At 66.8% G+C, this 15,016-nt stretch carries 14 protein-coding genes; 9 read left to right on the forward strand and 5 right to left on the reverse strand.

The window, feature by feature from the left end:
- Nucleotides 1-104 precede the first annotated feature (104 nt).
- Entirely contained in the window at nt 105-596 is a 492-nt protein-coding gene (locus V6V88_RS05630) for a MarR family transcriptional regulator (protein WP_056321583.1), read from the reverse strand.
- A gap of 133 nt (nt 597-729) precedes the next feature.
- Here V6V88_RS05630 and V6V88_RS05635 point away from each other — a divergent pair, with 133 nt between their 5' ends.
- From V6V88_RS05635 to V6V88_RS05675, 9 genes are all read left to right on the forward strand, one after another.
- On the forward strand, nt 730-1,995 hold the full coding sequence (locus tag V6V88_RS05635; protein ID WP_223574488.1) for a flavin-dependent oxidoreductase: 1,266 nt from the start codon (nt 730-732) through the stop codon (nt 1,993-1,995).
- Nucleotides 1,992-2,477, forward strand: coding sequence for a DUF3237 domain-containing protein (locus tag V6V88_RS05640; RefSeq protein WP_223574491.1), 486 nt, complete (start codon nt 1,992-1,994; stop codon nt 2,475-2,477). The genes V6V88_RS05635 and V6V88_RS05640 overlap by 4 nt, the downstream gene beginning before the upstream one ends.
- Nucleotides 2,478-2,520: 43 nt before the next feature.
- Entirely contained in the window at nt 2,521-3,486 is a 966-nt protein-coding gene (locus V6V88_RS05645) for a tripartite tricarboxylate transporter substrate binding protein (protein ID WP_152383633.1), read from the forward strand.
- A gap of 155 nt (nt 3,487-3,641) precedes the next feature.
- A complete protein-coding gene (locus V6V88_RS05650) occupies nt 3,642-4,241 on the forward strand; it encodes a nitroreductase family protein (RefSeq protein WP_056322712.1) in 600 nt (199 codons plus the stop codon).
- A gap of 143 nt (nt 4,242-4,384) precedes the next feature.
- On the forward strand, nt 4,385-4,813 hold the full coding sequence (locus tag V6V88_RS05655) for a VOC family protein (RefSeq protein ID WP_056321595.1): 429 nt from the start codon (nt 4,385-4,387) through the stop codon (nt 4,811-4,813).
- 13 nt (nt 4,814-4,826) lie between these two features.
- The gene (locus V6V88_RS05660) at nt 4,827-5,753 is read left to right on the forward strand and encodes a LysR substrate-binding domain-containing protein (RefSeq protein ID WP_223574494.1); all 927 of its coding nucleotides are present in this window, start codon (nt 4,827-4,829) and stop codon (nt 5,751-5,753) included.
- Nucleotides 5,754-5,889: 136 nt separating this feature from the next.
- The gene (locus V6V88_RS05665; protein ID WP_223574496.1) at nt 5,890-7,971 is read left to right on the forward strand and encodes a DUF4387 family protein; all 2,082 of its coding nucleotides are present in this window, start codon (nt 5,890-5,892) and stop codon (nt 7,969-7,971) included.
- 127 nt (nt 7,972-8,098) lie between these two features.
- Nucleotides 8,099-8,926: a lysozyme inhibitor LprI family protein gene (locus V6V88_RS05670; RefSeq protein ID WP_223574498.1), complete on the forward strand. Its 828-nt coding sequence runs from the start codon at nt 8,099-8,101 to the stop codon at nt 8,924-8,926.
- Nucleotides 8,927-9,189: 263 nt separating this feature from the next.
- Nucleotides 9,190-9,924 (forward strand): META and DUF4377 domain-containing protein, encoded by a 735-nt coding sequence (locus V6V88_RS05675; RefSeq protein ID WP_223574500.1) that lies wholly within the window; start codon nt 9,190-9,192, stop codon nt 9,922-9,924.
- Nucleotides 9,925-9,938: 14 nt separating this feature from the next.
- Here the strand turns inward: V6V88_RS05675 and V6V88_RS05680 are convergent, their stop codons facing one another.
- The 4 genes from V6V88_RS05680 to V6V88_RS05695 form a co-directional block, all read right to left on the reverse strand.
- The gene (locus V6V88_RS05680) at nt 9,939-10,382 is read right to left on the reverse strand and encodes a hypothetical protein (RefSeq protein WP_338618289.1); all 444 of its coding nucleotides are present in this window, start codon (nt 10,380-10,382) and stop codon (nt 9,939-9,941) included.
- 192 nt (nt 10,383-10,574) lie between these two features.
- Nucleotides 10,575-13,037 (reverse strand): penicillin acylase family protein, encoded by a 2,463-nt coding sequence (locus V6V88_RS05685; RefSeq protein ID WP_223574502.1) that lies wholly within the window; start codon nt 13,035-13,037, stop codon nt 10,575-10,577.
- 286 nt (nt 13,038-13,323) lie between these two features.
- Entirely contained in the window at nt 13,324-13,653 is a 330-nt protein-coding gene (locus tag V6V88_RS05690; RefSeq protein WP_062840473.1) for a DUF4148 domain-containing protein, read from the reverse strand.
- A 204-nt stretch (nt 13,654-13,857) separates the two neighbouring features.
- Nucleotides 13,858-14,943: a LuxR C-terminal-related transcriptional regulator gene (locus V6V88_RS05695; RefSeq protein ID WP_180098989.1), complete on the reverse strand. Its 1,086-nt coding sequence runs from the start codon at nt 14,941-14,943 to the stop codon at nt 13,858-13,860.
- Between the last annotated feature and the right edge of the window lie 73 nt (nt 14,944-15,016).

Genomic DNA, 15,016 nt, shown 5'->3' on the forward strand with positions numbered 1-15,016 from the left:
GATAGTTTTTTGGCGCGGCGGGGGTAATAGGGGAATGCCCGCATCGGGGCATGCGGAGCCGCGGACGCGCGAATCGGGGACACCGCGCGATGCGGGCGGTTGCTTCAGCCCAGCTTGCCCAGCAAGCCAATCAGCTTGCGCCGCTCTGCCGCGCCCAGCTTGGCGCTGATGCGGGCATCGTGCGCCTGCACGGCTTCGGTGATGGCGGCCAGCGCATCGTGGCCGGTCTGCGTCATGGCCAGCGCGTACGCGCGCCGGTCGTGCTCGGCCTCCTGGCGTTCCACGTACCCCAGGTCCTGCAGCTGGTTCACGATCTGCACCGCGCCCGACCGCGCAATGCCCAGGATGCGGGCCAGGTCGGTGAGCTTGAGGTTTTCGTTCGCGGCGATCAGCGTCAGCGCCGAGTACCGCTGCGGCGTGATGTCCCACGGCGCCAGCGCGGCAAGGAAGTCCTCGTAGATCAGGATCTGCGCGCGCCGGATCGCGTAGCCGACCAGGTCGTCCAGTGCGCCGTACTGAACGCCCGGCACGTGCGGATCGAAGTGTTCGCCACGGGCCGCGGGACGGCGAGGGCGTTGGACGGATGCTCTGGACATGGGGGCGGATCGCGGACGGGGCCTCAACACTAATGCAGGCATTGTCGCCGCGCCACCGGATTGCGGGAAATCCCTCGTGCGGAACGCGGGGCGATTTTGTTATGTTGCATAACAAATAAGACCAGGAGTAGACATGCAAATCGTCATTGCCGGCGCGGGTATCGGCGGGCTGACTCTCGCGCTGATGCTGCACCGCCGCGGCATCGGCTGCCGCATTTATGAAAGCGCGCAGGAATTGCGCCCGCTCGGCGTCGGCATCAACCTGCTGCCCCACGCCGTTAGCGAGATCGAACAGCTGGGCCTGATGCCCGCGCTGGCCGAACGCGCCATCGAGACCTCGCAGCTGCACTACTACAACAAGCTGGGCCAGCCGATCTGGCGCGAGCCGCGCGGCCGCGAGGCCGGCTATCCGCTGCCGCAGTTCTCGGTGCATCGCGGCGAGTTCCAGATGCTGCTTGCGCAGGCCGTGCGCGAGCGCCTGGGTCCGGATGCCATCGTCCCCGGCATGGTGCTGGAGTCCGCCACCCAGGACGCGGACGGCGTGCAGGCCCAGTTCCGCAGCCGCACGGACAACACGCTTCACACCGTGCAGGGCGACATCCTGGTGGGCGCCGACGGCATTCATTCCGCGCTGCGGCGCCAGCTCCATTCCGTGGGGGACGAACCCCGGTTCTCCGGCCGCATGCTGTGGCGCGCGGTGACCGAGGCGCCGCCGTATCTGGACGGACGCAGCATGTTCATGGCGGGGCACCAGGATCAGAAGTTCGTCTGCTACCCGATTTCGGAACCGCTGCGCCGGCAAGGCCGCTCGCTCATCAACTGGATCGCCGAGCTGTCCATTCCGGGCGCGGAACTGCCCGCCACCGACTGGAACCGCAAGGTCGACAAGTCCGTCTTCGCGGACCGCTTCGCCGACTGGCGCTGGGACTGGATCGATATCCCGGCCATCATCGACGGCGCCGAGGCGATCTACGAATTTCCGCTTGTGGATCGCGACCCCTTGCCGCGCTGGACGCGCGGACGCTTCACGCTGCTGGGAGACGCGGCGCACCCGATGTACCCCATCGGCTCCAATGGATCGGCGCAGGCCATCCTGGACGCGCGCTGCCTGGCTGACTGGCTGGATCAGGCCGTGCGCGGCAAGGCGCGCTCGGCGGAGATCGCGCTGCTGGAGTACGAAGCCGAACGCCTGCCGCGTACCGCGGGCATCGTGCTGCGCAACCGCCTGAACGGCCCCGAGCAGGTGATGCAGATGGCCGAAGAACGCGCGCCCGCGGGGTTCGCGAACATCAACGACGTGATTTCGGGCGAGGAGCTGGCGGCGGTGTCGCTGCGCTACAAGCAGCTTGCGGGCTTTGACCCGGCGGCGCTGCGCCTTGCCCGCGGAGAGAAACCATGAGCGGCGCCGATGCCATGAACGACGCGCAGGCCCCCCGGCTTGAACACGTGGCCACCGTCGTGGTCGACGTGGGCGCGCCGCAGGAAGTGGGCGATACGCCGCAGGGGCGCCGCCGCGTGATCCCCATCACCGGCGGCACGGTCCAGGGACCGCGCCTGTCGGGCAAGGTGCTGCCCGGCGGCGCGGACTTCCAGATCATCCGGTCGGCCACCTTCACGGATATCCACGCACGCTACGTCATCGAGACGCCCTCGGGCGAACGCGTGTATGTCGAGAACACCGGCATCCGCACGGGCAGCGCCGAGGACATTGCGCGGCTGGCGCGCGGCGAAGCCGTCGATCCGGCGCGCATCTACTTTCGCAGCTATCCCCGTTTCGAGACGTCCTCGCCCACGCTGGGCTGGATGAACGAAAGCCTTTTCATCGGCACCGGCGCGCGCTATCCCGATCGCGTCGAGCTGCGCTTCTATCGCATTTGCTGACCCCGCGGCGCCGCCGCGGCATTAAAAAAACCAGGAGACAACCATGCAAACGATGCTGCGCCGCCTGCTGGGCGGCTTACTGCTGTGCGTGCCGCTTGCGGCGGCCGCGCAATTTCCCAATGGGCCGGTGCGCCTGAACGTGGGCTTTCCGCCCGGCACCGGGCCCGATATCGTGGCGCGCACCCTGTCCCAGCACATGGGGCCGCTGCTGGGCGAAAGCGTGGTGGTGGAAAACAAGGTGGGCGCGGGCGGGCAGATCGCCGCGCAGACCGTCGCGCGCAGTCCGGCCGACGGCCAGACGCTGCTGCTGGGCGAGGTCGGGTCGATCAGCATTTCGCCCGCCACGTACCGCAACCTGAATTACGATCCGCCGCGCGATTTCGCCCCGATTTCCGAGGTGGTGCGCGCCGACTTCGTGCTGGTCGTGCCGGCCACGTCGCCCTACAAGGATCTGGCGGCATTCATCGACGCCGCGAAAAAGGCGCCGGACCGCCTGAACTTCGCCACCTTCGGTGCGGGCACGCCGGGCCATTTTGGCGCCGAGCTCTTTGCGCGCGAGGCCGGCCTGAAGATCGAAGCCATCCACTACCGTTCGACCGGCGATGCCGTCTCCGGGCTGGTGTCCGGCGGCGTGCAGGCGGCGTTCGTGACGACCGCGCTGGCCGCGCCCCAGGTGCAGGGCGGCAAGCTGCGCGCGCTGGCCACCACGGGCGCGCAACGCACCCAGGCCCTGGCCGATGTGCCCACCTTTGCCGAGCGCGGCTTGCCGGCGGTCAACTTCGGCGCCTGGTTTGCGCTATTCGCCCCGGCCGGCACGCCCGACGCCGTGCTGACCCGCCTGCAGGCCGACAGTGCGGCCGCGCTGCGCCAGCCCGCCGCCGTGAAGACGCTGGGCGAGGCCGGCTTCGTCGTCGTTGGTTCGGACCGCCAGGCCCTGCAGGCGCTGCTGACCGCCGAATCCAAGCGCTGGACCGAGGTGGTGAAGGCGACGGGGTTCCGCGCCGACTGAATTAGCCGCCCCAATGCACCGATTTCACCCGTTTGATCTCACCGGTGGAACAGTTTGTTCCAGTCGAAGTGCGGTTGAACGGGTATTCGCGTCATGGTCCAGCCGGTAGAATGCCTCCCATCGTCATCTCTATCTACTGGTCGAAAGGTCAAAACATGAGCAACGCATATCTCGAAGCGCTCAAGCAGCGCCGCACGCAGTATTCGCTGGGCCGCAACCTGTCCGCCTCCAAGGAAGAACTGACCACGCTGATCCAGGAAGCGATCAAGCACAGCCCGTCGTCCTTCAACTCGCAAAGCTCGCGCGCCGTGATCCTGTTTGGCGCCGAAAGCGAAAAGCTCTGGAACCTGACCACGGAAGAAGTGCGCAAGGTTGCGCCGGCCGAAGGTTTCGACAAGACCGAAGCCAAGCTCAAGAGCTTTGCCGCCGGCGTGGGCACGATCCTGTTCTTCGAAGACCAGGACGTGGTGCGCAGCCTACAGGAAAAGTTTGCGCTGTACGCCGACAACTTCCCCGTGTGGTCCGAGCAGTCGGGCGGCATGGCCCAGCTTTCCGTCTGGACCGCGCTGGCCAACGCCGGCGTCGGCGCCAGCCTGCAGCACTACAACCCGCTGATCGACGCCGCCGTGGCGCGTGAGTGGAACGTCCCCGCCTACTGGAAGCTGCGCGCGCAGATGCCGTTTGGCTCGAACGAAGCCGGTTTCGGCGACAAGCCGTTCATGGACGACGCCGAACGCTTCCGCGTGTTTGGCTGATCGCCTCGGGCGCGCCGCGCGCGCCCGGCATGACCGCGGTCTTCAGGCCCGCATGGCTCGACAGCGCCATGCGGGCTTTGTCATTTTCGGGCGGCGGATGGCGCTATAGTCGACTGAGCCCTGTCAACCCGAAAGGAGACGTCATGCAGACCAATGAGATCCATCGCGGCCGCCTGATCGATCACATCCAGCTTGTCGTGCGGGACCTGCCCGCCAGCCAGCGCTTTTACCAGGCAGTGTTCGACGCCCTGGAGGTGCCCATGGGCGGCACGGCGGACGACTACTTCTGGGCCGACGAATTGTTTGTGTCGACGGCCGACAGCCAGGCCGCGCTGGGCCAGTTGACGGGTCGCCACCATCTTGCGTTCCAGGCGCGCGATCAGGCGATGGTCGACGCGTTCTACAAGGCGGCGCTGGCCCACGGCGGCCAGGACAACGGCGCGCCGGGATTTCGCGATTACCACCCCGGCTACTACGGCGCATTCGTGCTGGATCCGGACGGCAACAACATCGAAGCCGTGTTCCACGGCGAAGCCCGGCGCAGCGCGCCGTCCGTCACGGTGACGTTCTGAACGGAGCGCGTCCGTGCAACTGCGCCATCTCCGGTATTTCGTGAAGATCGTCGAGGCGGGCAGTTTCTCCCGCGCGGCGGCGCTCATTCCGGTGGCGCAGCCGGCGCTCAGCCAGCAGATCGCGGCGCTCGAAGAAGAGCTGGGCGTGACGCTATTGCATCGTAGTGCGCGGGGCGCGCGTCCCACGGCCGCCGGCGCCGCGCTGTACACGGAAGCCACGTCCATCCTGAGCCGCATGGAGCGCATCCCGCAGATCGTGCGCTCGCTGGGCGGCGACATCCAGGGCGTGGTGCGGATCGGCATGTCGTCCACGCTGGCGTCGTTCCTGGCGGGCGAACTGATGGAAAAGTGCCGGGCATCGCTGCCCAAGATCAGCCTGCGCTTCAGCAGCGACGCAAGCGGCCAGCTGGGCGCCCGGATCCGCGACAGTTCGCTCGACCTGGCGCTGGTGTTCGAGGACGAGCCCACGACCGGGTTCGCGCGCCAGCCGCTGTTCCGGCAGCGGCTGTTCGTGGTCAGCCCGCGCAAGCCGGGGCGCCGGCCTTGCGCCATGCGCTTCGAGCAGCTGGCCGGCATGCCGCTCATCCTGCCCGCCCACCCCAACATGACGCGCAACCTGCTGGACCGGCTGTTTTCCGAAGCCGGCATCGTGCCGCAGGTGGTCGCAGAAACCGAGGTCTTTTCGGGGATGCTGTCGGCAGTGCAGGCGGGCATCGGCCACACCATCCTGCCGCTGGGCGACTTCTCCGGCGCACCTGGGCACGCCATGGTGTCGGCCGCCCTGATCGAGCCGCCGGTCTATCTGACGGCGGCGGTCATCGCCTCCAGCGACGTGCCGCTGGCGCCGCCGGCCGAGGCGGTGCGCACGCTCCTCAGCGAATTCGTGATGCAGCACGTAGAGGAAAGGGGGCTGGCCGGCGCGGAACCGCTGGCCTCCTGACGGCCCGCTAAAAGGCCATATCGGCAGCCGATACCCGCATATCGACATACTATTTTTTTTGCCGCGCCCTCAGGCGCAAAGTGCACTCCCATGCAGCAAACGCAATGTCTGCGGCCTGCAAAACAGGAGAGTGACGATGGCAAAGCTGGTTTATCGCGTGGTGTCCGCGTGCGGCGCGTTGGGATATGGATTTCCCCGCGAATCGCTGCAAAAGGCGCTGGAAGGGCGTATCGATGCCGTGATCTCGGATGCGGGGTCGATGGACGCCGGCCCGTATTACCTGGGCACGGGTACCGAATACTTCGAACGCGAGGCCGTGAAGGCGGACTTTCGCCACATGGTCGAGGCGGGCGAGCGCATCGACGGACCGGTCATCCTGGGCAGCTGCGGCATGGCCGGCGGCAACCGCAACCTGGACTGGATGATCGACGTCGCCAAGGAAGTCTTTGACGAGCTGGGCGTGAACGACCGCACCGTGGCCGTCATCCGGTCCGAGCTGGACCCGGCCAGCGTGATCCGGGAATTCCGGGCGGGCGCGCTGCGGCCCACGGGCGCGGGCCCCGAGCTGGACGCCGCGGCGCTGGAAGAGAGCACCATCGTGGGACAGATGGGCGTGCATCCCCTCATCACGGCATTGGACAGCGGCGCGAAGTATGTGCTGGCCGGCCGGTCTTGCGACATTGCGCTGTTCGCGTCCGACATGATCCGCCGCGGCATCGACCCGGGGCTGGCCTATCACGTCGGCCACGTGCTGGAATGCGGCGCGCTGGCCTGCGACCCGGGCTCGCCGTCGGATTGCCTCGTCGCGGAAATCTACGACGACGGCACCGCGCTTTTCGTGGCGCCGGATCCGGGACGGCGCTGCACGCCGTATTCGATTGCCGCGCATTCGCTCTACGAGGAAAGCCATCCCCAGCTCCAGTTCTATCCCGAGGGGATCCTGGCGATGGAGCACACCGAATTCTTCGCGCGCGATGCGCGCACCGCCGGCATCCGCAACAGCCAGTTCGTGCGGGCAGGCAAACCCTGGCCGTGGAGCATCAAGCTGGAAGGCGCGCGGTGGCTGGGCAAGCGCAAGGTGTCGCTGGTCCACCTGGACCCCGCGGACCTGCCGCGCGTGCCCGCCGATGTGCTGGTCTATGGCCGCAACGGCGTGCAGACCGTGCCGCTGCGCGAGGGCGAAGCGGAGCTGGGCCTGATCGTGGAAACCTGCGCGGCGACGCCGCAGGCGGCCGAAACGCTTGCCAGCCTGCTGACCCACTACCTGATCCACTATGGCTACGCCGGCCGCAAGGCCACCGCGGGCAACATCGCCTATCCGCTTTCGCCCAACCTGGTGAGCTTTCAGCGCGAGGACGGGCAGTATGGCGCGGTGGTCCCCAGCGGCACGCGCGATCCGGTGTTCCAGGCCAACTACCCGATGATCAAGGACGCCGTGCTCAAGCTGGTGCAGGCGGAGTTTCCGGACGCATTGCGCGCCGCAACGTGGAAGATCCACGAAGCCGACGCCAGCCGGCCGGTGGCGCTGGTTCGCACTATCGACCGCGATGCCGCGCAGCTTGCCGAGCGGCATCAGGCCGACCTGAAACGCCTGTTGTCGCTGGCCCCCGCCCGTGACGGCTCGCGCCTGAACATGGACGCGGGCGACGCCTACGAATGGACGCTCTATCACCTGTTGCAGAACGAGGACATCATCAAGAACCGCATGTTCCCGATCACATACTTCCGCATCAACGGCGCGGCTTGGACGGAAAGCGGATCCGGCCGGCCGCGGTACGCGGACATCGGCATCACGGGCTACGAGGGCAACCTGGACGATCGCACGCTGTCCTTGATCGCCGACGTGCCGCCTGCAGGAACGCCGCAGCGCGAACAGCCGCTGCTGGACATGGCCGTGGTGGTGCGCAGCAAGGACGCCGGCATCAACCGGCTGACGTTCGACATCGTGTTCAATTCCGCCGCCGACTACGAGGCCGCGCTGCGCTCGAACGTGTTCTGCGCGGCCAACGTGGCGCGTGTGCTGGGCGTGGCGCCCGAGCGCGTGGTGGGCACATTCTTCGTGGACAGTTGCAATGCCATCAAGCTGACGATCGACCGCCCGAACATTTCGGCCTCGCCCGACGAGCGCGACGTGTTCGGGGCGCAGCAGCAGGCCGTCATCGAGCGCCTGTCGATACCGCATTACGCGGAGCGCCTGGCGATGGCCTCGGCGTTGTAGCGGGCATCGCCGGCCCGCCGCTCGCCCAAGACCAGGGCGGACGGCGGGCTTGCCGTTTTCAAGGCGTCCCCGGTTTCATGCCAGAATGGCACGCTGTTCAACCGCCAGCGAACCCGAGAAGAATCCGATGAGACCTGGAATTCCCGCACTACGGTTGCTGTCCCTGGCTGGCTTGTTCGCGTTGTCCGCGCCTGCGCTGGCCATCGATTGCAAGAAGGCCGCCACCGGCGTCGAGAAGCTGATCTGCGCCGACCGCGGCGCGGTATCCGCCGACGCGGAATTGAACCGCAGCTACAGCGCACTGTTGAAATCCGCGCCCGATGCCGAGATCCGCACGATGCTGGTCGAGGGCCAGAAGCGTTGGCTGGCGGCGCGCGACAACGCACTGGAAAGATTGATCGAGTCGCCCGACCTGCTGCCCGACGGCAAGACCCCCGCACAGGCGGCGCGCAGCCTGATTCTTGCGCGTAGCGCCCAGTTCAAGGAAAAGGCCAAGGGGTCCGACACCCCGGTCCTGATCGCGCGGGCGCTGGAACAGCGCAAATTCCGGGCGCAGTTCACCGGCGGCCCGTTTGCCGGCTTCGCGTCGTCGTGCGACGTGCTGCCGCCCGACTACAACAACTACGCCTGCTTTGCCACCCGCCATTACCAGAACAAGGACCGCGTCTGCACGATCGACGAGTACTGGGCGTCCGGCGGCGTCTACACGAAGCGCTACGTGGCCAACGTCGAGAACGGCAAGCCCAAGGTCATCGCGTCGTGCTCGTTCAGCAGCGCCGACGAGGCGTGCAGCGACGGCAATGGCAAGACCCATTGGAACCGGTCGCCGGCAAAGCCCGATTTCGCGTATGCCGACAAGCCGCTGCCAAAGATCGACGGCGAGATCTTCGATACCGACGACTACGAATGGGCGCAGGCCTGCCTGGCCAGTCCCGCATATCCCGGCGGAAAGTAGCGCGCGCAGACGCCCGCGGCGGCGCGGACGGCAGACTAAAGTGTCAGACTGTAATTCGCGCGCCGCGCTCGCAAGATTTGGAAACGGTATGGCCGGCGCGCTGGCCATTTCGTCCGCACCACGGACGTAGAATGCCGCTTTTCTTTCCGGCCCGCGGCTGACAGGAACCAATCATGAAAAAAACCCTCCTTCTTGCATCCGTTTGCGCCGCGCTGCTGTCTGCCTGCGCGCCCGCGACCTCTCCCCGTGAAGGATCGTCCGCCATGCCTGATTCCGCCGCCACGTCAGCCGCCACCCAAGCCGGCCTCACCGCCTACCACTGGCGCCTGACCGCCGCCACCGATCCCGCGGGCAAGGCCATCGCCGCGCTGCAAAAGGGGGTCGAACATCAGGTGCGGCTGACCTTCAAGGAGGACGGGGTCAATGTCCGCGGCGGCTGCAACGCGCAGTTCGGCGGGTACACGTACAAGAATGGCGTGCTGACCATCGCGAACCTGGCCTCCACGATGAAGGCGTGCGAACAAAGCCTGATGCAGCTCGATGCGGAAATCGCCCAGCGCCTCAAAGGGCAATTGCGCGTGACGCTGTCGGGCGACAAGGCCGAGCCCGCCTTGGAACTGGCCGCGCAGGACGGCAGCGTCCTGACGTTCATCGGCGAACCGACGCCCGAAACCCTGTATGGCAGCACGGGCCAGATCATGTTTCTGGAAGTGGCGGCCAAGCGTGCCGAGTGCAGCCATCCGATGATTCCGCACTACCAGTGCCTGATGGTGCGCGAGCGTAAATTCAACGACGCGGGCATCGCCTTGCCCGCGCCGGACAAATGGCAGCCGCTGTATCAGTCGATCGAGGGATTCGAGCACCAGGACGGCGTGCGCACCGTGCTGCGCGTCAAGCGCTATGACTGGAAGAATCCGCCCGCCGATGCGCCGTCCAAGGTCTACGTGCTGGACATGGTGGTCGAGCAGGACGCGTCGGGCAAGGCGGCGAAGCGATAACCGTCAACGCGTGGTCACCAGGTGATGTAGAACATCGCCTTGGCCAGCACGACAATGGCGACCATGTGACAGAACACGCTGGTGTGCAGCCTGCTTTGCAGCGCGCCGGTGAGCTTGCGCCGGCGCGCCAGCACCAACGCCGTCACGACGTGAACCAGCACGCTGACGGCCAGCAGGATCTTCACGGTCAGCAACAGCCCAAACGATGAGGCCAGCGGCGCGGCAAGCGCGCCGCGATGCTGCCAGGCCAGCCCCAACCCCGCCAGGTACAGCACCAGGACCGACCAGGGCACCACCGAACGCACCCGGGGCCCAAGCTGGCTGCCCAGCGCCTTGCGCACGTCCGGCGGCAGGCGCCGGTGCACCGGTTCCAGGAAGAGCACCTCGAAAGCGACGGTGCCGACGAACAGGAAGGCGGCAAGCACGTGCAGGATGAGCAGCACGGGATAGAGGGTCATGGCGGTATTCTCCGCCGCCGGATGGCGGCGGGAAATGACAAACATCAAGGGTACAGGCGCCGTTTGAGTCCGGCGGATCGTGGCCAAGGTGTCTGACACCCATTGAGACGCCGCCGCAAGCTGACGACCATCTCAGACGGGTGTCAGACACCGTACCAAGCAAGCAGCCCGATCAAAAGCCGGGATGTCAGCTCACTGGCCCGAAGGCTGCAGCGTCAACGTATCCGAGCGCTGGCTGTCCACCTTGGCGCGGCTGAACGCCATGGGGAAATACTCGCCCGTCGCCCAGCCCTTGAGCAGATCCTGGTAGTGCGGGCTGCGCGGATCCGCCGATTGGCCCGGCACGTTCTGCACGCGCGAGTTGTCCCAGTCGGCCACGTCGATCACCTGGCGGTACGACGCGCCGCTGGTCTGGCGGAAGTCGCTCTTGCGGAACGTCGCGCGGTGCACGGTGTCGTTGTCGCCGCCCACCGGATAGCGCGGCGTGGCCCAAGCCTTGGCCGTGTCGGGCGGCAGGAGGCTGGCCAGGCTGTGATCGAACTGGATGTGGTGCAGCTTGCCCCACTGCCACTGTGTCGAATCCGGCCCCATCTTGGCGGTGAGCTTCGTCAGGCCGTCGGCCAGCGCCTGCAACAGCAGGGCGTCGCGGCCCTGTTCAGGCCGGGGGCCGAAAGCGGTGTCGGGCGTGGCCAGCTTTTCCAGTGTCCGGCGGGTGGAGAGGTCGCCGAATGCCGCGCGTCCGTTAGCCGGCACGTACAGGTCGGTCACGCGCTTGACGACTTCGGGCAGCCAGAACGCGTACACGGTCGCCGCCCGCGAGTCGGTCTCCATGCGGTAATCCCAGTCCTTCAAGAGGCTCAGCGCCGCGCCGACGTTTGGGTCCGCCGAGTTCAACGACTTGGCGTAACCGCCCAGCGTGCGGGCCGGGATCGACAGGTTGTCGAACTGCAAGTCCTGGGATTGCTGCACGGTCAGGCCCCGGCCGTCGGCCACCACTTCGCGGATGCGCTGCACGCGGAAGGGTTCGGCCCACGTGCGCGCCGACATGTCCTTATACGGGTAGTTGGCGGGCAGGTTGTACTCATTGGCCGTGGCGACATAGCCTTCGGGCGGATTGAAGACGCGCGGCAGGGAACTGCCGGGCAGCACGCCCCGCCATTCGAAGTCGCCATTGCCGGGCACGGGCAGCATGCCGGACCAGTCATTGCGCGGACGGATCGGCGCGATGCTGCCGCCGAACCAGCCGATGTTGCCGTCCACGTCGGCGTACACCATGTTCTCGCTGGGCGTGTAGTGCTTTTCCATGCCCGCCACGAACTCGTTCCAGTTCTGCGCCTGATTCAGGCGAAGGCTGGCCAGGTAGGCCGCCGTCCCCGGAAATTCCAGATAGGCGGCGCGCAGGGCGTAGGCCTTGCGCCGCACCGGGTCTTCATGGATGACCGGCCCGTGGCGCGTGAATTTCAGGCTGCGCGTTGCAGGCGAGGCGCCGCGCACGGCAATGGTCTCGTCGATCTGGCGCATCTTTTCCCAGCCGCCCTGGTAGCGGTATTCGCTGGGGTTGGCGGGGTTGGTGTCGTAGACGTAGAGGTCTTCCTCGTCGCCGAAGGCGAAGATGGTCAGGCCGAACGCGATGCGGTCGTTGTGTCCCATCGAGACGCCGGGCAACGCCGGTTCGCCCGCGCCGATCACGTTCCAGCCCGGCGCATTCAGGTGAACCATGTAGCGCAGCGACGGCATGGTGATGGACCGGTGCGGGTCGCCCGCCAGAATGGGCTTGCCGGTCGCGGTGCGCTCGCCGCTCAGCGTCCAGTTGTTGCTTTCATAGCGCGGCGCCAGCGGGTCGAAGGCCGGGTCCAGCGAGGCAAGCCTGCCCTCGGACAAGGCGCTGGCCAGCTTGGCCCGTTCGTCGGCGGCGAGCGGGCTGCGCGGGAAGTCGCCCGCCTCGAACTTCTGCCCGTCGCGCGCCAGCCGGTAGGTGGCGAGCACGGACTTGTTGATCTGGCGCACGTCCAGGCCGGCGGGCACCTGCAACGCCAGGGGCGGCTCGAAGGTGGTCAGCCCCTGCACGGCATTCAGCCCCAGTGCGGCGATCCGCTCGGACATCCGCACTTCCTCGCTGACGTTGCGCGTCAGCCCGTAGATGCGGATCAGCGAGGTCTCCGGGCTCCAGTAGCCGGGCTCGGTGCCGGTCAGCTTGAACTCCGGCGGCATCTGTTCGGGATTGGCCTTGACCCAGTTCACGTAGGCGTTGATGCCATTGGCGAACGCCGTGAGGATGGCCTGGCCGTCGGGGTGGTAGCTGGCGAATTCCGCCTGCATGTCGCCCCGGTAGCGGAAAAGCCGCGCCGCGCGGTCCTGCTCGATGAAGCGCGGGCCGAACTGTTCGGCCATCTTGCCTTCGCCCTGGCGGCGCCACAGGTCCAACTGCCACAGGCGGTCGCGCGCCGCGGAAAAGCCCTGGGCAAAAAACAGGTCGGCCTGATTCTTGGCGTAGATGTGGGACACGCCGTGCTTGTCCCTGACGATTTCCACGGGCTGCGACAGCCCCGCCATGGCGATCGTTTCCTTCTTGCCGCCTGGCGAGGCGCAGCCCGCCAGCACTGCGATCAGGCCGCTTGCCAGCAATGCGGCGGCCCTGCGCTTGAACGTACGCATAGACTTCTCCTCCGGGTTATTGATCTTTTCTATGCCGGCGGTACGCAAGACGCAGGCAGCCGCGCCAAACGCAACACCATGCAACGGCTAGAACTAAAGCAGAAGCGCGGGGAGAAGTGTTTTATTTGATTAATTCTGGCAGGACTTGTAACGCCTTGGCGCAAGCCGTTCGCCGGGGACGCGCTGCCGGCCGGCCGCCCCGCCTGGACGTGCGCGGTGTGATGACATTTTTCGTCACGACATCGGGGTGGCCCAACCCGCAGAGTCGGGCCACGCGCCGCGGCAATCACCAACGGCGCTGCGATCCCGTCTGGCTGGCGGGTTGTTGGGCCATGTCGCCGCCGCGCACCGAACTGACGTACTTCTGGTAGTCGGCGATATAGGTCGGGCTGTTGATGTTAGGGGTTTCTTCGCCGGCCCATTGGGCTTCGACGCCTGATTCCTTCCACTCCGCAAGATCGCGTTCGACCTCAGCGCGGGTAGGGGTGTAGTTGGACGGCGGCGCGGCCGTGGCGGGGGCGGAGGCCGCGGGTTGCGCACCGGCAGGGCCGGACAGCAGGGCAAAAGCCGCCAGCGCGGCCGGAACGAGGGCGCGTAAGGGAAGTAGGGGCTTCATGTGGGAACTCCTGGTGACGAACAGGGGCGCCGGATCTGGGCTCGGGCTCTCTCGCGCAAAGGCTTTTGGATGAGGCCGGCGCAGGCCGGGGGAAGGCATCCGGCGGACACGTGCCCGCCCGGTGCTCATGCCTTCGTGCTCATCGTAGGACCGCATGGGTGCAGACCACATACTCAAGATTGAGTACGCCGCGTCGTCCTTGCGCTACAGCAGCGAGGCCAGCCGGACCAGTTCCGATTGCCGGCTGCACTCCATCTTGGTCAGCAGCGACGCCACCTGTTTGCGCACCGTCAGGACGGAGGCATGACGCAGGGTGGCAACCTCCTCGACGCTATGGCCCGCCGCCAGTCCCGCCAGCACCGCGGCCTCGGCATGCGTGATGGAGAACACCGATTGCAGCTTGGTGACGTCCGGCATTGCAAAGGCGCTCTTCTTGCGCATGCGCATCAGCAGCATCCGGCCGCCGATGAGGCTGAGCGCGGGCGGCGCCGCGCTGATGTCGACCCAGAAGAGTTCCCCCCACCCCGACGCGGTGGCCATCGACCGCATCTGGCCGTCGCGCGCCACCGCGGCGCAGTGCGCGTCGAACAGCCGCTGCACCTTGGCATCTGCGTGGCGCAGCCTGCGGCCATGCAGGGTCCAGCCATTGACGTCGTCCAGGAACCCCACCGCCAACGGCGACAGCTTGTCGACGATGCAATCCACGCTGATGAGCAGCACCGCTTCGTGGACTTCTGAAAATGCGCTTTCCAGCGACTTCCAGCCGATGGCGCGATTGCGCTCGCGCTGCGACAGCTGATGACGCAGCACGCGAAAGTACCGGCCAAAGTCGCCGGATTGCAGCCGGTCGCCGGCCTTTGCATCCACGGACGAACGTTGAAAGCCGATCGCCGCGTGCAGGACGGTGTTCGATTCGATGATGAGCGACAGCAGTTGCGCCATGCGATGCCGGACCATGAAGTCCGCGTAGAACTCGGTGCGGTGCAACTGGGCGGCGTCGTACATCCGCGCGGTGTCCAGCCACGTGCCGGCCGGGGCATGGCGCCCGTCCTGCTCAAGGATGTCGCAGCTGTAGAAATGCGCTTGGTAGTCCGACGCGCACGCGTCGGAGAAACCGATGGCGGACAGCGTCAACAGCTTGTTCCTGGCGTCGAACACGATGAGCGTTCCGCTGTCGGCTCCGACCAGATCGCGGGCCGTGCCCAGGATGTCGCGCCACGGCGGCTCGGGATCGGTCAGATGGTCCACGGCCTCGACGGCGCGGCGCAAGGCGATTCGATGATCGGGCATGGCGTGCCTCCAACTCTGGTTCAGACGTAAACGCTGCTACGTGTCACAGATGGTTGTAGGTGGCGCCGGCCGG

This window comes from Achromobacter sp. E1 (genome assembly GCF_037039475.1).
GTDB lineage: Bacteria > Pseudomonadota > Gammaproteobacteria > Burkholderiales > Burkholderiaceae_B > Achromobacter > Achromobacter mucicolens.